The organism is Saccharopolyspora oryzae (assembly GCF_027853915.1).
Taxonomy (GTDB): domain Bacteria; phylum Actinomycetota; class Actinomycetes; order Mycobacteriales; family Pseudonocardiaceae; genus Saccharopolyspora; species Saccharopolyspora oryzae.
In genome coordinates, this window is sequence record NZ_JAQGLA010000044.1 from 1 (window position 1) to 21,293 (window position 21,293).

A 21,293-nucleotide genomic window follows, 5' to 3' on the forward strand; every position below is an offset into this window, starting at 1 on the left:
CCACCAGCAGCGGCAGCTTGTAGACCGAAGCGGCGACCACCAGCTCGTCGGCGCCGACGCACAGCTCCCGCCCACCGCCGAACTGCGTCGCGTGCACCCAGCCCTCGGCACCGGCATCGGCGAGCACCTCGCGGATGCGGCGCTCGACCGGGCTCATCGCGTGCTCCGCAGCGCCACCTCGAACGCGGTGCGCACGTCTTCCGCCGCGGATTCCTGCCAGACCAGCCGCACCCGCAGCGCCAGGTCGTCGCCGGCCGGTGCCCGGACCACGCCCGGGCCGTCCAACGCCGGGTCGGCGGTCAGCGCGAACGCCCTCCCGGCGGCGACCGCGGTGATCGCGTCGCGGTCCCCCGGCGCGGGGAGGAACTCGGGGTCCAGTCCCTTGGCGCGGAAGGTGTCCACCAGCAGGTCGAACGCGGCCGTGCCGTGGCTGCGCGGAGCCGTCGCGCACGCGAGCCCGCGCAGCGATCGGAGCACCGGCTTGCGGTCCTCCGGGATCAGCAGCCAGCGCGGGATCTTCAGGACCGGACCGGGCGTCAGCGCACCGATCAGCGCGGGGTGGTGCACCGCCGCGCAGTCGAGCCGTCCCGCGGAGACCGCGTCGACCAGGTCGACGGTCGAGGCGGTCGTGGTGATCACGGTGCGAGCGGCCGGATCCGGCGCCGCCGCCCGCACCGCCGCGGCGCAAGCGGCGACCTGCCAGTCGCTCAGCGCCGCGATGACACCGATGCGCACCGCCCCGCGGTTCTCCCGCTGCCGCCGGGCTTCTTCCTCGAACTGCTCGGCACCGTCGAGCAGGGCTCGCGCGCGAGGCAGCAGTTCAGCTCCAGCGGTGGTCAGCTGGACACCGCGCGAACCCCTGGTGAGCAGGGTGACGCCGAGCTTGGTCTCCAACCGCTGCACGCCCTGCGAGATCGGCGGCTGGGTCATCCCGAGCCGGTCGGCGGCGTGCCCGAAGTGGCCTTCCTCGGCGACCGCCACGAAGAACCGGAGATGGCGAAGCAGATCCACGATCCGATCAAACCACTGCGGGGAACCGGCTCAGCGCACCGGTTCCCCGCGAAACAGCCGAAATGAGGTTTTCCAGAGTCACCTTGCGTGGCGGTGCCGGTAGCGGAACCTCAGACGCCGCCTGGACTCCGGGAGCCCGTTTTTATGTATGCCAATACACGGCAAACGGGCTGTCCTCGCCAGGCGACGTCTGAGAACCCGCGGCGGCGCAAGCTGAGAGGGTGGGCCCGAAAGCGCCTACCGGCGCTTGGCGGCCCCTGACCGAGTGTCGTACTCCTGCACCGCAGATGCGGTCACCGACCAAGATGAAAAGGCTGCGTCAGGCGCGAACGAGGGCGTTGGAGGTCTTGGTGGACGTCCAGTGCATGACCCGCTCCAGCGGTCCGCGCCCCAGGAACGGCCGCCACAGCGCGCAGAACACCAGGGACACCAAGGCGAAACCGAGCAGCGGCAACCACGGCTGCGCCATCAGCGCCTCGCCGGCGGAGTCCATCAGGATCTTCAGCGCGACACCCTGCGCCACGTACACGGTCAGGGCCAGCGCACCGACCGCCGACAGCGGCGCGAACAGCTTGCCCAGGTGGTCGCCCGCGAACAGGCACACCGCCAGGACCGCCAGCGCAGCACCGGTCGACGCCGCGATCTCGAACGACGTCCCGGAGTGGGGCGCGTTGATCAGCAGGAACGCCGGTGTGGTGGTGGGGGCGGTGCCGAAGCCCGTCATCTGCAGCACGTCGAGCGGGTCCTTGCCCATCTGCTCGGCGATCGGGCGCAGGGCCTCCAGAACCGGCTGCAGAGCGCGCATCCCGCCGAAGACGTTCAGCGCGAGCCACGAACCGCCCGCCCCGACCACGGCCAGCACGACACCGCTGACCAGCAGTCGCAGGCGCACCGCGGTCGACCGCAGGTCCAGCCGGCCGACGGCCAGGCCGACGAGCACGAACGGCATCCAGGTCAGCACCGGGTAGGCGCCGTCGAGCAGCAGCCGCTGGATGCCCGCACCAGCGGTGGACAGCGAGGTCAGATCGGTGAACGCCAGGGCACCGCCCGCGGTCTCCCCGCTGATCGCGGTGCGGAGGAAGAACGACGCGACCGGCCCGACGACCGCCCACACCGCCGCGACCACCAGCAGCACCGCGGGCCGCACCCGGAGGAACGGCAGCGCCAGCAGGAAGTAGAGCGCGTAGAACGAGAGGATCACCATCATCGGGACGCCCAGCTCGGTCATCGCCATGCCGAGTACGAAGAGGATCACCGCGCGCACGCCGATGCGCACCCGGTCCCGGCGCAGCGCCAGCCCCTGGTGCAACCGGTCGCCGCCGGTCAGCAGCGCCAGCGACACCCCGGCCAACGTGGCGAACAGGATCGAGGCGTGCCCGTTGCCCAGCATCGCCAGGAAGTCGGCCGCGCCGCCAGCGGTCGGGTTGATCACCGCTGGGCCGATGTGCGCGACGAACATCCCCAGCACGGCCAGTCCCCTGGCCATGTCCACGCCGTCGAGGCGGGTGCGCGCAGGTGCCGCGGTCATCCGGACCGTGGGCGCGTTGTCGTGGGTGAAAAGCATGCCGCGACGCTATGACCGGGAGCGCTGCGCGGTCGTCGCACTCCAGGCCCATTCGCCGATCATCCGCCGGGTGCAGGGAAATCACCCGCCGCGCGACGACGTCATACCCCGGGCGTACGACCCGGGGTTCATCCGGCGCACGGGCCGTTGCCATACGCTCGCGGCGTGGCAATCGAGAAGCTGAGCACGTCCTCGTCGAACACCGCCGAAGCACCGTTCGTCGGCTCGCGGCCGTCCTGGCTGGCGGGTTTGCCCAGGTGGGTGGTGCTGGCCGCGATCAGTGCGATCTTCTCGTTCCTCTCCGCCTGGAGCGTCCTGCAGAACCGGCCGGAGCTCCCGGACGCGCTGCCGCTGCTGGTCCCGGCGCTGGCCGGATCGCTGGCGCTGCTGGGGATGCGCCGGTTCCCGACCGCGGTGGCCATCGTGAACACGGCCCTGCACCTCGTGGCGCCGCTGGGGTCGCTGGCGTTGTTCCCCGCGCTGTACGCGCTGGGCGCCTACGGCCGGAAGAGCTGGCAGATCTGGGGCATCACGGCGATCAGCGCCCTGAGCCTGGTCCGGCTGAACGACATGTCCGCCCAGAACGCCCAGGCGCTCATCACCTCCATCGTCATGCAGGCGCTGCTCTACAGCTTCCCCGTCGTCATCGGCCGCTACATGGCCAGCCGGAGGGCGAGGCTGGTGCACTGGGTGGAGCGGGCCGAGCGGGCCGAGCGCGAACGGGCCCTGATCGCCGAGCGGACGCGCAGCGAGGAGCGCGCCCGCATCGCCCGGGAGATGCACGATTCGGTTGCGCACCAGGTGAGCCTGGTCGTGGTGCACGCGGGCGCGTTGGAGATGGTCGCCAAGAACGACCCGGAGAAGGCGGCCAGCGCGGCGGCGACCATCCAGCAGGTCGGACGCGGTGCGCTGGACGAGCTGCGGCAGATGATCGGCGTGCTGCGCGCCAACCCCGGCGACGACACCCCGGAACCGCCGCAGCCGAAGCTCGACGACGTCGAGAAGCTGGTGTCGGCCTCCCGCGAGGCCGGGCTCGACGTCGAACTGGCCATCACCGGCGACCGCCGCGACCTGTCCGACCAGGTGGAACGCGCCGCCTACCGGGTCGTGCAGGAGGCCCTGACCAACGTCCACAAGCACGCCGGGGGCGCCCGCGCGACGGTCTCGCTCGAGTACCGGGAGAAGAAGCTCGCGGTCTCGATCCGCAACGGCCGCCCGGCCGCGGGCTTCCAGCGCAGCCTGCCCAGCGGTGGTCAGGGCCTGATCGGCCTGGCCGAACGGGTGCAGCTGGCCGGCGGTGAGATCAGCTCCGGCCAGCTGCCCGACGGCGGCTTCGAGGTGTCGGCCGCACTCCCCGCGCGCGAGGTCAGCTGAGCGCTTCGACGCGATCGACGGCGCGGGAGTCGGTCAGCCGCAGTCCGGTCAGGACGTAGGACAGACCGCGGTGCCCGGCCGTGGTGAAGATCGCGATGAGCGACGCCAGGCCGAAGACGAACGACACCAGCCACAGCAGCCCGCCGAGCTGCGAGAAGAGCATGTAACCACCGATGCCGAGCATGCTGCGGCCCAGGCGGGCGCCCGGTCCCGCCGGTCGCCCGTCGCGCGTCGTGGCCTGCAACCGCACGATGCCCTGCCCGAGGCTCGGCGCCTTGCTGGCCAGCGGGACGACGACCGCCAGCAGCGCCCACGGCACCCAGAGCCCCACGGCGCTCGCCACGTCGTGCCCGGGCAGCTCGGTGGGCGGGGTGTCAGAAGTGCCGATCAGCTCACCGTGCACGGCGAGCAGGACCACGTTGGCGAACGTGCCGCAGAGGGCAGCGGTGAACTGGTACGCCAACAGGTCGCACACCATCGCGAGCAGCCGCCGGGACTTGGTGACCGGCCGCGGCTGTCCCGGGTCGACGTCGAGGCGCTGCCCCGGGACGGCGCGCAGCACCGGCGCGGCGAACGCGCCGATCAGCCCGCCCAGTCCGTTGGCCATCAGATCGTCCACGTCGAACAGCCGGTACGCGCACGGGTACAGGAACCAGACGCCGGTGACCTGCGTGACCTCGATCAGCAGCGAAACCCCCAGGCCGATGGCCGTGGTGGCCAGCACGCCGCGCTTGAACATGTACCGGACGAACATGCCCAGCGGTACGAACAGCGCCACGTTCAGCAGCACCTGGGTCAGCGCCGGGTTGCGCAGCGTGGCGGCGACCCCGGTGCCGATGGCGTCCTTCTGCATGTCGCTGAGGAAGTTGAACGGAATCCACTGTGGACCGCTCGTGCCGTACACCGCGCAGAAGTCCGGCCGCAGCTCGGGCAGCGGGAGCAGCACGTAGGCGAACAGCGCGAGGGTGTAGACGAGCCCGGCCAGGGCCAGCGCAGCGTTGCCCATGCCCAGTTCGCCACGTCTGCGGTACTGCCGCGCGACGTACGGAACGAACAGGACCACGGACAAGATGACCGCCAAGCCGACTGCCACCACAGCCGGAACCAACCGCGTGCTCAAAACTCCCCTACCCCGTGAAAGGAAAACGAGAACTGCGCAGGCACCAGTGCACTGCGAACGGACGCGAGCGATCCTATACGGAGCCGTTCGGAACGGCGCTCCGAACGGCTCCGGTCCTCATCGGACGGTCAGCGGTCGACGTTCAGCCCGCTGAGGATCAGCAGCACGCAGATGATGCCGTTGATCACCTTGTGCGACAGGAAGACCGCCACGAACTCGCGGATCGTCGCGCTCGGCCAGTAGTACCGCGCGGTCGGCGAACCGATCACCTGGCCGTTGACCTTCTCCGTCCGGGCGATCCCCGCGGCCCGCATGACGTGGAAGTTGTTGGTGACCACCAGGCAGCGGAAGTCCGGCTTCGCCGCCGCCATGATCGCCTTGCTGAACCGGAGGTTCTGGTCGGTGGTGCGCGACTGGTCCTCGACCAGGATCTGCTCGGCGGGAACGCCGCGCTCGATCAGGTAGTCGGCCATGGCGCGCGCCTCGGGCAGGTCCTCGCCCGGCCCCTGACCGCCGGAGGTCACCAGCAGCGGCTGCCGCCCCCGGGCACGCTCGGCGTCGAACACCTCGCGAGCCCGGTCGAGGCGGCTGGCCAGCAGCGGCGGCACCCGGGAACCGAACAGCCCGGACCCGAGCACCACGATGAAGTCGACATCGGTCTTGTGCGGGAACTTGCCGTAGACAAACGAGTACAGCAGGAAGCACACGAACAGGAACGAGACGTAGGACAGCACGTTGACAATGGCGCCCATGATCGCCTGGAGCAGCCACACGTGGAAGTAGTTGGCCAGACCGCTCACCACGATCACGCCGATGATCCCGACGCCGGCGGCCAGCGACAGCAGGTTCGCCACCCGCCTGCCCTCGCGGCGCAGCATCGTGACCCCGTTGGCGATCAGGAAACCGGCGAGCACGAGCACCATCACCGGCATCAGGATGACCACCGCCATGAGGATCGCCACCGCGGCCCACTCCGAGGCCTTGGCGAGCGTGAACAGCAACCCGGCGGCCAAGAACATCAAGGCGAAGAACAGGTACACGCCGTTGTGCACCCGCCTGCGGTCGCGCAGGAAACCAACCGCAAAGATGGCGAACAGCACTCCGGCGATCAAGAAGAAGAACACCGCAGCAGGCTAACCGACCCTTTTCCCCTCGGCCCGACCCCGCTACTTCTCCTCCGGCGGCCGCGGCGGCTTGCCCCGCAACGCCTCGGCCTCCCAGTCGCCGAACACCGGCGGAGCGACCTTGGGGATCTCGAGATCCTCCCACGCGTCCTTCCCGCTCCTGACGAACTTCCGCCCGTGCTCCTTCTCCTCCTCCCGCTGCCCCCGCCCGCCCGAAGCAGGCCCACCAACCGCAGCACCGCCGGAAGCCCCACGCGCGCCCGGACCACTGGAGCCCACGGCGCCTTGGGCTGGAGTGCCGCTGCCCGTTCCGGAGCGCCCACCGCCACCGGGAGCACCTGGAACACCCCGCCCCGTCCCCGTTCCGCCGCCTCGCCCGGTGCCGGTCCCTGGTCTGGGCAAACTCGCACGCTGGCGACCACCACTTTCGCCCGGCGACACGACTGCCCCGCCGGCGATGCTTCCTCCTGCTCCGCCCTGCCTTTGATCAGGAACCACCCCACCGGCCAACGGAGTTCCGCCGTCAGCCGCCGGGGCAACCCATGCAGAGTCGGATTCAGCCGGAGCGCTCGGCTCGAAGTCCGCCGGTTGCTGCCCTTCCGCCGTGATCGGATTCGATGCGGGCGCCCATTCAACCGGCACGGAGGGTGACGCTTCGGAGGTTGGCTTCGGAGTCGCCCTGTCGATGCTGCTCGTGCTCGGGTCGACCTCGTTCACCGGAACGGTCCGCGCTGGTTCTACGTCAGCGTCGAACTCGGGCGGCGGTGCGAACGGCAGCATTCCGTCGACCCGGTCGTTGCTGTCCCAGGCGTAGGACTCGTACTTCCGCCGGGCGTCGGCCTCGACTTGGGCATGCTTCTCCTCGTGGGCCGCGCGCACACCGCTCTTGAAGCCGAAAGCGACCGGGTTGACGTAGTCGCTCAACCCGATGTTGGCCGGCGGCACCGGATGCGGAGCGGGGAAGGAGTTCTTGAAGTCCGCGGAAACCTGGGTCTGCTGCGCGACCATCCCGCTGACGTGAGCAGCAACGTCGATGGAGTCCTGGATCGACTGCGAGAGCGGAGTCGTGCTCTCCTTCGCGCGCTCCCCGGCATGGCCCTGCATCGCGGCGTCGAACTTCTTCAGCACTCGGCACAGATCCGCGTCGGCCTCGGCGAACGCGGCGCTGACCTGGTCCCGCCACTGGGCCGCGGCACGCGACGCAGCGGCGAAACCCGGTCCGGACTCGAGCGCTCGGTAAATCTTCTGATGGTCGAATTCCACCTGCGCGCGGCCCGGCACCTCTCGAGTTCCGAACAACCAACCGAACAGCTCCACAGCTCCAGCACCCCCAGGTCAGGCAGGCGGAAGGTTCTCCAGCACCAGCGCGGCGACCTTGTCCGTCACCGCGCAAGGATCCGCGTACTCCGGGTTTCCCCGCCCCTCGGAACCCACCTGGAAGCCCACCAGGAAAAGCTCCGTATCCGAAGTAGCCACGTAGGTACCGCACGAATCGCTGCTGATGCCGTAGCGCACCCCTGGGTACCCGTTGACCTCCGCTGTGGGCTTGCCGTTGCCGGCGGTCTTGACCAGCCAATCCAGACCTTGGCCCTGCACCGTGTCCGGCGCGATGTCGATGCGGAGCTGTTGGTTGCGCCACGTGCAGTCCGCTTGCCCCCACTCGGACTGGCCGGAAGAAGTGGGGCCCGCGTTGAGCTGCCGCGCCTGGTCAGGCGTCAAAAGCTGACAGGGATCGCTGATCGCCTTGAGCTGCTTCGGCCGCTCGATGTGCAGCGCGTCGTCGGCCACCGGAGTGGTTTGCTCGCCGGTACTGGCAGGCACCGGCTTGCCGGCGGTGTCCGCGCAGGCCGTGCTCGTGACGATCAACAGACCCACGGCTATCGCGAAGTTGCGTTTGGGATGCAAGATCAGCCCATCTCGGTGTTGTCCTGATCAATTCGCTGGTGCTCGTCAAACGCCTGCTGCACGGCGGCTTTGAAGTCGTCGATCCACTTCGACATAGCGGCGACGTTCTCGTGCAAGTTGCCCCAGCCGCCCATCGCTCGCTCAGCGATCTTCCGGAATACTTCTTCGGTCACACCATCCGCGAACGGCGGTCGCGGATTTCCCAGTTGTTGCGCCTGCTTTCGCACTTCCTCGAATTTCGCACGCACAGCGTCGAGATCGGCGATGAGTTCCGGTACTCGATCCATGTCGAGGTAGAACTTGGTGCGACCGTTGACGATTTCCGGTGAGCTCACGCAGGTCCTCCCCCCGCGCAGATCAGCGTCCGCAGGCGATGGTCTCGACCTTGCTGGCCGAAATCAACCAAAACTCGCCTACCAACCAACTCATTGATCCAATTGGGTGTTTCTACGGCAGGAAGAGCTAGCCCATGAGTCGTAAGCAAATTTCACGTCGATAACGGGACAACGCGGCAACGAGCCCGTTGACTCCGGCCGGAGCGATCAGGGTGTGCGTGCCGCGAGGCGGCTGAACGGTGCTGGCAACCCGCCCCGAAGGCGCGTGATGCGTGACGATCGCCCACGGCGCGAAATGGATTCGCCCTGCATCGTCCCGAATCGCAGCGTTCAGCTGCCCGATGACGCGGTCGCTCAGCGTCACGAGCCGGCCCACTTCTCTGGCGTCGGCTGGGTCCAGGTCCGCTTGACCGAGTTCGTAGGCTATCCAATCGCCCTGGTCTGACTTGTGATTCTCGGCTTCTAGGGCTGCTGCAGACAGGATTTCCGTTGGCACTAGGACACTTCGCCCGTTCGCCGGGTTGACGTCGGGCAAGCAGTCCACGACCGATCGTTCCGCCTCGGCGGCAGCGACTTCATCGATCCATACGCGGTCACCTCTCAGGACGATGCGGAACGCCAGGTTGTTCACCGCCGCCATCGCGCGGGTTTCCGGCTCGTCGGGCGCCGTCAGGTACAGGTACGTCAGCGAGTGGCCGTAGGCCAGGGCGGACACGATCTCGTACCACTGGTCGCTAAGCCGCCCGCGGTCGATCCAGCCCTTGGCGCGCACGCTGTCCTCTGCTGCTTCCAGCACCGCTTTCGGGTCTTCCGGCTGGTCGAGTCCGCTGTCGCGGGACGTGACGAACGCCGGGATGTCGAACCTGCGCTGCGCTTCTACCGACGACACGCCCCCGGAGTCGTGGCGGGCTTTCTCGTGTCGCACGATCGCGCCGAATTCCCAGAAGCTGCACTCCACCCCAGACCTCGCAATGCCGCTCGCACGGATCTTCCGAGGATCTTCCAGGTTAGCCAGGAGTGCTGGAACGCATAGGGAAAGCCAGTTGTTTCACCGGAAAAGACCAGATGCCGTCAGTCCTTCTTCTTGTCGTCCTCGTCGATGATCTCGGCGTCGACGACGTCTTCGTCGCCCGGTTCGGGTTCCGCGCTCGGGGGCGTTTGGCCGTACATCGCTTGGCCGATGGCTTGGGACGTGGACGCCAGGTGGTCGACCGCCGAGCGGATGCGTTCCACGTCGTCGCCCTTCAGGGCTTCGTTGACGTCCTTGATCGCGTCCTGGACCTGGGTGCGGGTGTCGGCCGGGATCTTGTCCGCGTTGTCGGTGAGGACCTTTTCCGTTTGGTAGACCAGGGTTTCCGCCTGGTTGCGGGTTTCCGCTTCCTCGCGGCGCTTCCGGTCCTCTTCCGCGTGCGCTTCGGCGTCCTTGACCATGCGGTCGATGTCGTCCTTCGGCAGCGCGGAGCCGCCGCTGATCTTGATGGACTGGTGGCGACCGGTGCCCAGGTCCTTCGCGGAGACGTGCACGATGCCGTTGGCGTCGATGTCGAAGGTGACCTCGATCTGTGGCAGACCGCGCGGCGCCGGCGGCAGGCCCGTCAGCTCGAACATGCCGAGCTTCTTGTTGTGCGCCGCCATCTCCCGCTCGCCCTGGAACACCTGGATCATCACCGACGGCTGGTTGTCCTCGGCCGTCGTGAAGGTCTCCGAGCGCTTGGTCGGGATCGTGGTGTTGCGCTCGATCAGCCTCGTCATGATGCCGCCCTTGGTCTCGATGCCCAGCGACAGCGGGGTGACGTCGAGCAGCAGGACGTCCTTGACCTCACCGCGCAGCACACCGGCCTGCAGGCTGGCGCCCACGGCGACGACCTCGTCCGGGTTCACGCCCTTGTTCGGTTCCTTGCCGTCGGTGAGCTCTCGCACCAGGTCGGTCACCGCGGGCATCCGCGTCGCGCCGCCCACCAGCACCACGTGGTTGATGTCGCCGACCTTGATCCCGGCGTCCCGGATCGCGTTGCCGAACGGTTTGCGGCAGCGCTCCAGCAGGTCGGAGGTGATCCGCTCGAACTCGGCGCGGGACAGCGTCTCGTCCAGGAACAGCGGGTTCTTGTCCGCGTCCACCGTGATGTAGGGCAGGTTGATGCTGGTCTGCGAGGAGCTGGACAGCTCGATCTTGGCCTTCTCCGCGGCTTCCTTGATCCGCTGCATGGCCATCCGGTCCTTGGTCAGGTCGATGCCCGCGGACGCGCGGAACCGCTCGACCAGCCATTCGACGATCCGCTCGTCCCAGTCGTCACCACCCAGGTGCGTGTCACCGGAAGTCGCCTTGACCTCGACCAGCCCTTCGCCGACGTCGAGCAGCGACACGTCGAAGGTGCCGCCACCGAGGTCGAAGACCAGGATCGTCTGCTCCTTCTCGCCCTTCTCCAGCCCGTAGGCCAGGGCCGCGGCGGTCGGCTCGTTGATGATCCGCAGCACGGTGAGCCCGGCGATCTGACCGGCTTCCTTCGTGGTCTGGCGCTGCGAGTCGTCGAAGTAGGCGGGCACCGTGATCACCGCGTCGGTGACCTCCTCGCCCAGGTACGCCTCGGCGTCGCGCTTGAGCTTCATCAGCACGCGGGCGCTGATCTCCTGCGGCGTGTAGTCCTTGTCGTCGATCTTGACGGACCAGTCGGTGCCCATGTGGCGCTTGACCGACCGGATGGTGCGGTCCACGTTGGTGACCGCCTGGTTCTTCGCCGGTTGACCGGTGAGCAGGTCACCGTTCTTCGCGAAGGCCACCACCGACGGTGTCGTCCGCGAGCCCTCGGAGTTCGCGATCACGGTGGCTTCGCCGCCCTCCAGCACGGCCACCACGGAGTTCGTCGTCCCCAGGTCGATACCTACCGCGCGCCCCATCACGCACCCCTCTCGAGTCCCGCGAGGCCGACAACCTCAGTATGGGAACTGCGCGCAGGGGCGTCCACCTGGGCAAAGAGGTGCGCGAGTGGCGGGAGCGACCACCGCCGCTCACGAGGCCGGTTTGGCCCGGACGTGCATCCGCTCGCCCTGCGGGCCGAACAGGCTCAGGACTTCGACGGGCGCCTCACCGGTGCTGCCGAACCAGTGCGGGAGGCGGGTGTCGAACTCGGCGGCCTCCCCCACCTTGAGCACCACGTCGTGCTGAGCGAGCACCAGCCGAAGCTTCCCGCTCAGCACGTACAGCCACTCGTAGCCCTCGTGGGTGCGCGGGTCCGGTTCGCTGCGCGCCGGACCGATGATCATCTTGAACGCCTGCAGCCCGCCCGGCTGCTGGGTCAGCGGGACCACCGTGGTGGCGTCGCCGTGCTTTACCGGCTTCATCCGCACCCTCGGGTCGCCGACCGGTGGGGCGCCGACCAGCTCGTCCAGCGGCACCTGGTGGGCGTGGGCGATCGGCAGCAGCAGCTCCAGGCTCGGTTTGCGCTGCCCGGACTCCAGGCGCGAGAGCGTGCTGACCGAGATGCCGGTCTTCTCCGACAGCGCCGACAGGGTGCATTTGCGCTGCTGGCGGATACCTCTGAGGCGCGGTCCGACCGCGGCGAGCACTTCGTCCATGACCTCATTGCAGAAACAGCAACAAGGTTTGTCAAGTCGGCCGGCACGCGCGCATCGTGGCTCCAGACCACCTCGGATTGGAGTGCGGATGACCGACCTCGACTGGGCCGCGATGGCCGATGTGATGGAGCTCGAAGGCGAGGTGAACCGCCCGTACGTGCAGCAGGCGCTGGCGGAGCTGGCGCACCTGGAACCGCAGCGGATCATGGACGTCGGCAGCGGCCCCGGCGTGGCCGCCTGCCAGCTGGCGGCGGCGTTCCCGCCGGCCCAGGTGACCGCGGTCGACGGCACGCCGGAGCTGCTGGTGCGGGCCGAGCAGCGGGCGAAGCGGCTCGGCGTCGAGCTGCGCACCCGGGAGGCCGAGTTCCCGGCCGGGCTCGACGAGCTGGAGGCCGCGGACCTGATCTGGTCGGCGCAGGCCGTGCACCACGTCGGCGACCAGCAGGACGCGCTGAACCGGATGGCGCGACTGCTGACGGCAGGCGGCGTGCTGGCGGTCGTGGAGGGCGGGTTGCCGACCCGCTGGCTGCCGAACGACCTCGGCTTCGGCCGCCCCGGCCTGCAGACGCGGATCGACGCGGCGATGTCCGAGCGGTTCAACCAGATGCGCGCCGAGCTGCCCGGATCGGTCGCGACCGCGGAGACCTGGGCGGACATGCTGCGGACGGCCGGGCTCGTCGAGGCGCGCAGCAAGACGTTCCTGGTGGACCGGCCGGCGCCGCTGGACGGCGACACCCGGCGGTGGGTGCGCGGAACCCTCGAACGCTACCGCCACGGCCTCGACGGCCAGCTGGACGCCGAGGACCTGGCGACGGTGGACCGGCTGCTCGACCCGGCCGATCCGGCGGGCATCGACCGGCGCCCGGACCTGTTCCTGCTCACCGCCAAAACGGTCCACTTCGGACGCAGAGCGGCCTGAAAGAGCGCGATCTCGCGGTACTTCCCACCGCGAGATCGCGCCTGGGCTCACGGGGTCGCGGAGCCGCCCTGGGAGACGTCGTTGCCGCGCGGGTTGATCACCTGCGGCTGACCGGTGGCGTAGCGCACCGTGTCGCCGGTGCCGACGGCGATGATCTTCTGCGCCGAGCCGACCTGGACGGTGGAGTTGGCGCCCTGGACCTTGACCAGGGTGCAGGTGCCGTTCAGCGTCAGGTCGACGTCGCTGCCCAGCACGATGACCTTCCGCGACTGGCAGTCCTCGGTCAGCTTGGTGCCGCTGTCCCGGACGATCAGCGGCTGACCGCCGTGCTGCTGCCCCTGGAAGTTCCCGCCTTCGGAACCGTCGTCGAACTGCTCGTCGGCGTCGGTCGGCTCCTCCACGACCGGCAGCGGAGCAGCCGCGTCACCGGAGGAGACCGGCGGCTCACCGGGCATCCCGGCGAAGTCGGAGGGCGCCTGCTCGCTCGAGGAGCAGCCCGCGACCAGCAGCGCGGTCAGGCCGGCCCCGGCCAGGACCGCGCCGAAGCGCCTCGCAGCGCCCGTCGCGCGCACCCGGGCTGAACCGTTCACCTGTCGATCTACCTGCATGTTCAACAAATTATCAACCACTACCGCAGGTCAGCCGACCAGGCCCTCCTAGGGCTTGAACGGGGGCGGCGGTGGGACCGGGTCCGGGATCGGCGCGCGCGGCGCGTTCTGGGAGCCGCGGACGCTGATCACGCTGCCCGGGGGCTCGTCGCAGCCGAGGTCCTCGTTGACCGGGCCGGGCGCCGTTTCGCTGCCCGGGCGGCGGGGCGTGCCCTCGTAGCCCCGGGTGCAGGCGATCGGGTTGAAGAAGTTCAGGACCAGCCCGAGGTGACCGGTGCCGTCCGGGGACAGCGTGTGCGAGAAGGCCGAGATGACCGGCAGCGCCACCAGCATCTGCTCCATGCCCGCCGTGCGGACCTCGGTGATCTTCATCGTGGTCAGCAGGTTGGCCGTCACCACGCCGAAGTCGGTGCCCGCGCTGTCCAGCAGCCCCTGCACCTCCTGGCTGGCGACCGGCGCGTCCCGGATGATCCCGCGCAGGTCCGGGTCGGACTCCTTGAGCCGCCCGGAGATCTGGCGCAGGCCGCTGCTGAACGACTTGATCTGCTCGCCCTGCTCCTGCTGGGTGCGCAGCACGACGTCGCTGTTGTTCAGCAGCTCCGTCGTCTGCGGCAGGTGCTGCTGGGCCGCGGCGGTCACCGAGCTGGTCGAGTCCAGCAGGCGTTGCAGGTGCGCACCGGTTCCGTCGAAGGCGGTGCCGACCTCGTCGACGACCGTGCGCAGGTCGTCGACCGGGACGCTTCCGACCAGCCGGTCCAGGTCGACCAGCAGCGACTCCGGGGGCAGCGGCACGTCGGTGCGGTCCTGCGCGATCACCGCCCCGTCCGCCAGGTGCGGACCGCCGTCGCGGCCCGGCCGCAGGTCCAGGTACTGCTCGCCGACCGCCGCCCGGTTGGCCACCGCCGCCCGGGTGTCGGCCGGGATCGGCGGGGCGGAGTCGTCGATGTGCAGCTCGGCGTCGAGGCCGGCGGCGGTCAACCGCATCGCGGTGACCCGGCCCACCGCCACACCGCGGTAGGTGACCTCGGAGTTGGTGAACAACCCGCCGGAGTCGGCCAGCTGCACAGTCACCGAGTAGCCGTTGCCGCCGAAGAACCGGTCCAGCCCGGCGTAGCGACCACCGGTGTAGCCGATGCCGACGACGGCCAGGACCAGGAACAGCGCCAGGTGCACCTTGGTCTTGCGGCTGAACATCACTGGCCTCCCAGCAGCGGCGGGACGGGGAGCAGCGGCTTCGAGCCGGGTTGCGACGGGCTCGGCAGCGGGAGCGGTGGCAGCGGCGGGGCCGGTGGCGGCAGCCGCAGGCCCGACTGCCCGGAGTCGCTGATGCCCGGGATCGGGATCAGCGGCCCGGAGGAGCGGGTGAGGTTCTCCACGATGCCGCTCAGGTCCAGGTCGAAGCGGACGTCGGCGTTGACGAAGTCGCCCTTGAGCGGCTTCATCACGTATTCCGGGAACGGGTAGGTCGCCAGGTAGCCGATGGCGTCGGGCAGCTTGTCGCCGGTGTCGGCGAGCTTCTGCAGCGTGGGGGTCAGCGCGCGCAGGTCGGCCAGCATGTCGTCCTTGCTGCGGTTGACGGTGTCGACCGCGACGCCGGAGAGCCGGTCCAGCGACTGCAGCATCCCCACCAGCTGGTCGCGCTGCTCGTTCAGCGCCTGCAACCCCGGCCCGATCTTGTCGAGCGCTTCGGACACCGTGCCGGTCTCCTCCCGCAGCGTCGTCGACAGCCGGTCGAGACCGTCGATGGCCCGGGTGATGTTCTCCTTCTGACCGTCCAACCTGGACACCGTCTCGTTCAGGTTGTTCAGCAGCGAGCGGATTTCCGGCTCGTTGCCGGTGAAGGCCTTGTTCAGCTCCCGCACGATGTCCTGCACCTGCGCCACCCCGCCGCCGTTGAGCAGCATCGACAGCGCGCCGAGCACCTCCTCGACCTGCGGGTTCCGGTTGGTGCGCTCCAGCGGGATCACCGCGCCGTCGGCGAGCTGGGCGGATGCGGGTTTAGCGGGTTCGGCGAGTTCGACGAACTTCTCCCCCAGCAAGCTGGACTGGCGGAGCCGGGCGTCGGCGTTGGCCGGCAACCGCACGTCGCCGTTGACCGACATCCGCACCAGCGCCGTGGTGTTGTCCGGGCCGAGCTCGATGCTCTCCACCCGGCCGACCGGCACGTCGTTGACCTTCACGCTGGACTGCGGCACCAGGTCCAGCACGTCGGCGAACTGCGCGCTCACCTGGTACGGCCGGTCGCCCAGCTCGGCACCACCGGGCAGCGGAGCGTTGTACAGGCCGGTGAACCCTCCGGCCGAGCAACCGGACACCATGAACATCACCAGGACCAGCGCACTCCGCTTCATTGGCCGCCTCCCTTGCGGTTGGCGTCCACCAGCGGCAACGGCAGCGGCGGCAGTTGGCCCTGCTGGAGGTAGTGCATGGTCTCGCCGATCGAGGGCAGTCCGAGCTTGCCGTCGAGCACCGGCGCCACTTCGTCGCACGCCTTCTTGAGCTCTTCGGGCACCGGTTCCGGCATGGTGTTCTGGATCAGCTTGCACACCATCAGGATCGGCGGGTTGGTCAGCTCGTTGATGTGACCGCGCACGGTCACGCTGCCCGAGGCGGAGTCGTAGGCGTTGATGAAGTTCGTCGCGCCCAGCGGCGCCACGTCGAGCACTTCGCCCAGCGCCTTGCGCTGGTCCACCAGCGCCTGCGTGACGCCGGTCAGGTTGTCCACATTGGACGCGATCTGCTCGCGGTTGTCCCGGATGAACGCCGAAACGTCGCCCAGCGCCCCCGAAAGCGACCCCAGCGCCGCACCCATCTGCTCCTGCTCGCTGCCGAGGAACCCGGCGACGTCGGCGAGACGCCCGTTGAACTGCCGGATCTGCCCGTCGCTGGCGGCCAGCGCGGCGGTGAACTTGTTGAGGTTGTCCACCGTGGCGAACAGGTCTCCCTGGTTCTCCTGCAGCGTTCCGGCCAGATCACCGAGCTGCTTGACGGTGGTGTTGAGGTCCGCGCCGTTGCCGTTCAGGGCCGCGGCCGAGGTGTTCAGCACGTCCGTCAACGCCCCGGTGTTGTTCGCCCCGTCCGGCCCGAGCGCCTGCGCGAGCGTCCGCGCGCTCTTGTAGAGCTCGTCGAGCTCGGCCGGGGTTGCCGTGCGGTCCTTCTGCAGCACCGCGCCGGAGGCCAGCTCCGGACCGCCGGAGTAGGCCGGGGTGAGCTGCACGTACCGGTCGCTGACCAGGCTCGGCGCCACCACCACGGCCTTGACGTCGGCGGGGATCTGCACGTCCTCGTCGACGTGCAGGTCCACCCGGACCACCTCGCCCTGCGGCACCACGGCGTCGATCCGCCCCACCTCGACGCCGAGCACCCGCACGGTCGACCCGGCGTAGACGCCGACGGCCTTGTCGAAGTAGGCGGTCAGCGGCTTGACCGTCCCGCTGAACACCCACCACACACCCGCGCTGACCAGCAGCAACAGCACGCACCCGAGACCGATCACCTTGCCGGTCAGCGTTCGGGAACGGGGTCGCGACTCGTCCGGTTCGGACATCAGCCACCTCCGACGGGTCGGCTCGGCACCGGGAGCTCGCAGGAGTTCGTGTTCGTCTGCAGCGGACCGGCGTTGATCGGGGGCGGGAACAACCCGCAGATGTAGCCGTCGAACCACCGGCCGTTGCCGACGGTGTTGTTGAACCCGCGCACGTACGGCGCCATCGCCGCGATGGTGCGGTTCAGGTTGTCCTGGTTGCGCTGCAGCATCTCGGTCAGCTGGTTGAGCTTGTCCAGCGTCGGCCGCAGCTGCGCCTGGTTGTCGGCGACCAGACCGCGCAGCTCGTCGGAGAGCTTCTGCGTCCCGCTCAGCAGCGAGGAGATCGCGCTGCGGCGCTGCTGCAGCTCGCCGAGCAGCAGGTTGCCGTCGGCGATCAGCCGCTGGACCTGCTCGTCGCGGTCGGCGACGATCTTGCTGACGCCGCTGGTGTTGCGCAGCAGCTCCGCCAGCTGCTGGTCGCGCGACGAGATCGTCTGCGACAGCGCGGAAAGCCCGTCCACCGCCTCGCCGAAGTGCTGCGGCGCGCCGCGGAAGGTGTCGGCGAGGGTGCGGAAGCTCTGCGCGAGCTGCTGGGTGTCGACCTGGTCGGCGGTGCGGGTGAGCTGGTCCAGCGCGTCGGGGATGTCGTAGGGCGCGGCGGTGCGCTCCACCGGGATCGGGTCGGACAGCTCCTGGTCGCCTTCCGGTTGCAGCGCCAGGAACTTCTCGCCGAGCAGCGTCTTGATCTCGATCCCGGCCCTGCTGCGGTCGCCCACCTCCGCGTCGTCGACGCGGAACGACACCAGCACCCGGTTGCCCTCCAGCGAGACGTCGGTGACCTCGCCGCTGCGGATCCCGGCGATGCGCACGTCGTTGCCCGCGGCGAGGCCGGCCGATTCGGTGAAGTACGCCTGGTAGGTGCGCCCGCCGAGCACCGGCAGGTCCTTGGCGAAGAACGCGCCCGTCGTCGCGCACACCAGCAGCACGACCGTCACCAGCCCGACGACCGCTTGGTTCCGCTCCCGCAACGGTTTCACGACTGGCACCTCTCCGGCATCTCCGAGGGCGGCGCGGGCAGGATCGGGACCTTGATGTTGAGGTCGGAGATCCCGACGGTGCCCGACATCCGGCACAGGTAGAAGTTGAACCAGCTCCCGTAGCTGACGGTCCGGGTCAACGCGTTGAGCCGGTCCGGCACGGTCTGCAGGTCGTGCTCCAGCTTGGGCATGTCGGTGTTGAGCACGGTGGTGACCCGGTCGAGCTCGACGATGTTGCGCCGCAGCGGTTCCCGGCCCTGCTCGAGCAGATCACCGGTGGTCCCGGCCAGCTCGTCGAGCGCGGAGATGGCTTCGCCGACGGGTTTCCGCTGCTCGGCGAGCCCGGTGGTCAGCTGTTGCAGCGAGTTGATCAGATCGCCCAGCTGCGGGCCTCGCGCGTTGACCGCGCCGACCGCGGTGTTGAGGTTGTCGATCACCTGGCCGATCACCTCGTCCTTGCGGGCGAGCGTGGTGGTCAGCGACGCGGTGTGCGCGAGGAGGCTGTCCACAGTGCCCGATTCGCCTTGCAGCACCTGGACGATCTCACCGGAGAGCTGGTTGACGTCCTGCGGCGACAGCGCCTGGAACAGCGGCTTGAACCCGTTGAACAGCGCGGTGAGGTTCAACGCCGGGTGGGTGCGCTCCAGCGGGATCTCCCCGCCCGGCGGCAGCACGTCATCGGGGTTGCGGATCGCCGCGTCCAGCGCCAGGTACCGCTGCCCGGCCAGGTTGCGGTACTTCACCGTCGCCGAGGCGTCCCCCGGCAGCTTGCGGTTCGCGTCGACGTCGAAGCTGACCAGCGCGTGCTTGCCGTCGACGACCTCCAGCCCGGTGATCCGGCCGACCTTCACCCCGGCCATCCGCACGTCGTCGCCGAGGTTGAGCCCGGAGGCGTCGACGAACCGCGCGGTGTAAGCGCTGGACGAACTGGACGTCTGCGCCGAGATGGTCATCGCCAGCACGCTGGTCAGCACCACCGTGACCAGCGCGAACAGCCCGAGCTTGAGCAGCGGCGCAGTGATCGACCTCATTTGACCTCCACCTCCGCTCCGCGGTACACCGGCCCGACCAGCAGGCCGCTCCAGCCGGGCACGTCCTCCCTGGCCACGCCCATCTGCGGCGCGAGCAGCGTCGAGAGCAGGTCGCGTTCAGCGGACGAGTTCGCCACCGACTGCGTCGTGGTCGAGGCCGGCGTGGACCACGGGAACACCTCGTCGCGGTCGCGCGGCGGTTCCGGGAACGTCGAGCCGTCCTGCACCGGACCGCCCGGCGGGTACTGCGGGAAGGTGTCCGGCGGCTCGACCCACGGGTAGCAGCGCGGCCCCCGCTGGTCCAGGTACTTCGGATCGTCCCTGCCGGGCACGTACTTGCCGCGGCTGCCGGTGATCTCGATGGTGAACTTGGCGATCTCCGGGTTCTCGCTGCCCTTGCCGAAGGAGCGCTCGCCGGGCTCGATGGAGTCCGCGAACTGCTTGAGCATGCACGGGTACTGCGGCGAGTACTCCGCCAGCAGTTCCAAAGTGGACCGCGACGTGCTGGTCAGGTTGATCAGGTTGTTCTTGTTCAGGTCCAGGAACCTGTTGAGGCTGTCAGCGCTGCTGGTGACGCCGCCGATCATGTGCTGGAGCTGCGTGCGCTGCTCGGCGATGGTCTGGCTGGTCGTGGTCAGATCCCCCAGCGCCTGCGCCAGATCCGGGGCGGCCTCGTGGTAGGTGTCGGCGACGTCGTCGATGCGCGAGAGGACCGACTCCAGCTTCGGCAGCGACGGATTCATCTTCTGCAAGTAGTCGTCGAGCTGCACCAGCGTGTCGCCCAGCTGCTCGCCGCGCCCGTCCAGCGCCTGCGACACCGCGGTCAGCGTCGTGGACAGCTTCTCCGGCTGCACCGCCTGCAGCACCGGCAGCAGCTCGTCGAGCACCTTCTCGACCTCGATCGCCGAACCGCTGCGGTCCTGCGGGATCACATCGCCGTCGGCCAGCACCTGCGAACCGGCGTTCTCCGGGATCTGCAAGGAAACGTAGCGCTCGCCGAACAACGTCTTGGGCAGCAGCCGCGCCGATGCGCTGGCCGGGATGAGCTCGGCCTGATCGGGCTTGAGCGCCAGGTCCAGCACCGCGTGATCACCGACCGCGCGCACACCGCGCACCTCACCGACCACCACGCCGCGCGCCTTCACGTCGGCACCGACGCGCATCTGGTTGCCGACCCGGTCGGTCTCCAGGCTCACCGCCACCACCGAGGTGAACGCCTTGCGGTAGACCGCGATGGTGCCCGCGAAGAACGCCCCTGCCACCAGCAGGAACACCGCCCCGAGCGCCTGGTAGCGGCGCCTGCTCCACCCGGCCCTCATCCGGAGATCCGCACGGTCGTGGTGGAACCCCAGATCGCCAGGCTGAGGAAGAAGTCCAGCACCGAGATCAGCACGATCGAGGTGCGCACTGCGCGCCCCACCGCGACCCCGACGCCGGCCGGGCCGCCGCGCGCGGTGTAGCCGTAGTAGCAGTGCGTCAGGATCACCGCGATGCTGAACACGATCACCTTGCCGAAGGACCACAGCACGTCCTCCGGCGGCAGGAACAGGTGGAAGTAGTGGTCGTAGGTGCCCGCGGACTGGCCGTAGAACCACACGGTGATCTGCCGGGAGGCGAAGTAGGAACCGAGCAGCCCCACCACGTACAGCGGGATCACCGCGGTCACCCCGGCCAGCACCCGGCTGGTCACCAGGTACGGCACGGTCCGCACGCCCATCACCTCGAGCGCGTCGATCTCGTCGGAGATCCGCATCGCGCCCAGCTGCGCGGTGAACCCGCACCCCACGGTCGCCGACAGCGCCAGACCTGCCGCCAGCGGCGCGACCTCGCGGGTGTCGAAGTAGGCGGCGATGAACCCGGTCAGCGCCGAGGTGCCCAGCTGGTCCAGCGAGGAGTAGCCCTGCAGGCCGACGACCGCACCGGTGGCCACCGTCATGCCGATCATCACGCCGAGGGTGCCGCCGATGACGGCCAGCGCGCCGCTGCCGAACACCACCTCGGTCAGCAGCCGCGCGGTCTCGCGCGAGTAGCGGCGCAGAGCGACCGGCGCGAGGGCCAGGGCGCGCAGGTAGAACGACAGCTGCCAGCCCAGATCGGCCAGCGCGTCACCAGGTCCGCGCAAGAAGCGGTTCCGCGCCGGGGAGGCGGCTTCGACGACGGCCATCG

The 21,293-nt window shown here is 69.3% G+C and carries 20 protein-coding genes; 2 read left to right on the forward strand and 18 right to left on the reverse strand.

Annotated elements, in window-relative coordinates:
- Positions 1-153: 153 nt before the first annotated feature.
- Both OU415_RS23240 and OU415_RS23245 read right to left on the reverse strand, forming a co-directional pair.
- Positions 154-1,011 carry a LysR family transcriptional regulator gene (locus tag OU415_RS23240; RefSeq protein WP_270951207.1) on the reverse strand — a complete coding sequence of 286 codons (858 nt, stop codon included), beginning with the start codon at positions 1,009-1,011 and terminating at the stop codon, positions 154-156.
- 319 nt (positions 1,012-1,330) lie between these two features.
- Positions 1,331-2,575, reverse strand: a complete 1,245-nt coding sequence (locus tag OU415_RS23245; protein WP_270951208.1) for a DUF418 domain-containing protein — start codon at positions 2,573-2,575, stop codon at positions 1,331-1,333.
- 165 nt (positions 2,576-2,740) lie between these two features.
- On the opposite strand from OU415_RS23245, the gene OU415_RS23250 reads away from it, so the two are divergent.
- On the forward strand, positions 2,741-3,949 hold the full coding sequence (locus OU415_RS23250; protein ID WP_270951209.1) for a sensor histidine kinase: 1,209 nt from the start codon (positions 2,741-2,743) through the stop codon (positions 3,947-3,949).
- Here the strand turns inward: OU415_RS23250 and OU415_RS23255 are convergent.
- The 8 genes from OU415_RS23255 to OU415_RS23290 form a co-directional block, all read right to left on the reverse strand.
- Complete coding sequence (locus OU415_RS23255) at positions 3,942-5,069, reverse strand: VanZ family protein (protein ID WP_270951210.1); 1,128 nt, start codon at positions 5,067-5,069, stop codon at positions 3,942-3,944. The genes OU415_RS23250 and OU415_RS23255 overlap by 8 nt on opposite strands.
- A gap of 128 nt (positions 5,070-5,197) precedes the next feature.
- A complete protein-coding gene (locus OU415_RS23260; RefSeq protein ID WP_270951212.1) occupies positions 5,198-6,193 on the reverse strand; it encodes a YdcF family protein in 996 nt (331 codons plus the stop codon).
- A 42-nt stretch (positions 6,194-6,235) separates the two neighbouring features.
- The gene (locus OU415_RS23265) at positions 6,236-7,510 is read right to left on the reverse strand and encodes a hypothetical protein (RefSeq protein WP_270951213.1); all 1,275 of its coding nucleotides are present in this window, start codon (positions 7,508-7,510) and stop codon (positions 6,236-6,238) included.
- Positions 7,511-7,528: 18 nt separating this feature from the next.
- Positions 7,529-8,068, reverse strand: a complete 540-nt coding sequence (locus OU415_RS23270) for a DUF3558 domain-containing protein (RefSeq protein ID WP_270951215.1) — start codon at positions 8,066-8,068, stop codon at positions 7,529-7,531.
- Positions 8,069-8,100: 32 nt separating this feature from the next.
- A complete protein-coding gene (locus OU415_RS23275; protein WP_270951217.1) occupies positions 8,101-8,433 on the reverse strand; it encodes a hypothetical protein in 333 nt (110 codons plus the stop codon).
- A gap of 127 nt (positions 8,434-8,560) precedes the next feature.
- On the reverse strand, positions 8,561-9,391 hold the full coding sequence (locus OU415_RS23280; RefSeq protein ID WP_270951219.1) for an ESX secretion-associated protein EspG: 831 nt from the start codon (positions 9,389-9,391) through the stop codon (positions 8,561-8,563).
- A 113-nt stretch (positions 9,392-9,504) separates the two neighbouring features.
- Entirely contained in the window at positions 9,505-11,328 is a 1,824-nt protein-coding gene (gene dnaK / locus OU415_RS23285) for a molecular chaperone DnaK (RefSeq protein WP_270951221.1), read from the reverse strand.
- 111 nt (positions 11,329-11,439) lie between these two features.
- A complete protein-coding gene (locus OU415_RS23290) occupies positions 11,440-12,006 on the reverse strand; it encodes a helix-turn-helix domain-containing protein (protein WP_270951223.1) in 567 nt (188 codons plus the stop codon).
- A gap of 88 nt (positions 12,007-12,094) precedes the next feature.
- On the opposite strand from OU415_RS23290, the gene OU415_RS23295 reads away from it, so the two are divergent.
- Complete coding sequence (locus OU415_RS23295) at positions 12,095-12,925, forward strand: class I SAM-dependent methyltransferase (RefSeq protein WP_270951224.1); 831 nt, start codon at positions 12,095-12,097, stop codon at positions 12,923-12,925.
- A 47-nt stretch (positions 12,926-12,972) separates the two neighbouring features.
- Here OU415_RS23295 and OU415_RS23300 read toward each other — a convergent pair whose 3' ends face one another.
- The 8 genes from OU415_RS23300 to OU415_RS23335 form a co-directional block, all read right to left on the reverse strand.
- Positions 12,973-13,515 (reverse strand): DUF3060 domain-containing protein, encoded by a 543-nt coding sequence (locus tag OU415_RS23300; RefSeq protein WP_270951225.1) that lies wholly within the window; start codon positions 13,513-13,515, stop codon positions 12,973-12,975.
- A 66-nt stretch (positions 13,516-13,581) separates the two neighbouring features.
- Positions 13,582-14,727, reverse strand: a complete 1,146-nt coding sequence (locus OU415_RS23305) for an MCE family protein (RefSeq protein ID WP_270951226.1) — start codon at positions 14,725-14,727, stop codon at positions 13,582-13,584.
- A complete protein-coding gene (locus tag OU415_RS23310; RefSeq protein ID WP_270951227.1) occupies positions 14,727-15,884 on the reverse strand; it encodes an MCE family protein in 1,158 nt (385 codons plus the stop codon). Before OU415_RS23310 ends, OU415_RS23305 begins: the two co-directional genes overlap by 1 nt.
- Positions 15,881-17,080, reverse strand: coding sequence for an MCE family protein (locus OU415_RS23315; RefSeq protein WP_270951228.1), 1,200 nt, complete (start codon positions 17,078-17,080; stop codon positions 15,881-15,883). The genes OU415_RS23310 and OU415_RS23315 overlap by 4 nt, the downstream gene beginning before the upstream one ends.
- A complete protein-coding gene (locus OU415_RS23320; protein WP_270951230.1) occupies positions 17,080-18,096 on the reverse strand; it encodes an MCE family protein in 1,017 nt (338 codons plus the stop codon). The genes OU415_RS23315 and OU415_RS23320 overlap by 1 nt, the downstream gene beginning before the upstream one ends.
- On the reverse strand, positions 18,093-19,127 hold the full coding sequence (locus tag OU415_RS23325; protein WP_270951232.1) for an MCE family protein: 1,035 nt from the start codon (positions 19,125-19,127) through the stop codon (positions 18,093-18,095). Before OU415_RS23325 ends, OU415_RS23320 begins: the two co-directional genes overlap by 4 nt.
- On the reverse strand, positions 19,124-20,446 hold the full coding sequence (locus OU415_RS23330; protein WP_270951233.1) for an MCE family protein: 1,323 nt from the start codon (positions 20,444-20,446) through the stop codon (positions 19,124-19,126). Before OU415_RS23330 ends, OU415_RS23325 begins: the two co-directional genes overlap by 4 nt.
- Positions 20,443-21,291, reverse strand: a complete 849-nt coding sequence (locus OU415_RS23335) for an MlaE family ABC transporter permease (RefSeq protein ID WP_270951234.1) — start codon at positions 21,289-21,291, stop codon at positions 20,443-20,445. The genes OU415_RS23330 and OU415_RS23335 overlap by 4 nt, the downstream gene beginning before the upstream one ends.
- Positions 21,292-21,293 lie beyond the last annotated feature (2 nt).

Coding starts and splice junctions, on each gene's coding strand:
- OU415_RS23245 (WP_270951208.1), bottom strand. CDS start 2,575: ATGCTTTTCACCCACGACAACGCGCCCACGGTCCGGATGACCGCGGCA.
- dnaK (WP_270951221.1), bottom strand. CDS start 11,328: ATGGGGCGCGCGGTAGGTATCGACCTGGGGACGACGAACTCCGTGGTG.
- OU415_RS23290 (WP_270951223.1), bottom strand. CDS start 12,006: ATGGACGAAGTGCTCGCCGCGGTCGGACCGCGCCTCAGAGGTATCCGC.
- OU415_RS23295 (WP_270951224.1), top strand. CDS start 12,095: ATGACCGACCTCGACTGGGCCGCGATGGCCGATGTGATGGAGCTCGAA.
- OU415_RS23305 (WP_270951226.1), bottom strand. CDS start 14,727: ATGTTCAGCCGCAAGACCAAGGTGCACCTGGCGCTGTTCCTGGTCCTG.
- OU415_RS23310 (WP_270951227.1), bottom strand. CDS start 15,884: ATGAAGCGGAGTGCGCTGGTCCTGGTGATGTTCATGGTGTCCGGTTGC.
- OU415_RS23315 (WP_270951228.1), bottom strand. CDS start 17,080: ATGTCCGAACCGGACGAGTCGCGACCCCGTTCCCGAACGCTGACCGGC.
- OU415_RS23325 (WP_270951232.1), bottom strand. CDS start 19,127: ATGAGGTCGATCACTGCGCCGCTGCTCAAGCTCGGGCTGTTCGCGCTG.
- OU415_RS23330 (WP_270951233.1), bottom strand. CDS start 20,446: ATGAGGGCCGGGTGGAGCAGGCGCCGCTACCAGGCGCTCGGGGCGGTG.
- OU415_RS23335 (WP_270951234.1), bottom strand. CDS start 21,291: ATGGCCGTCGTCGAAGCCGCCTCCCCGGCGCGGAACCGCTTCTTGCGC.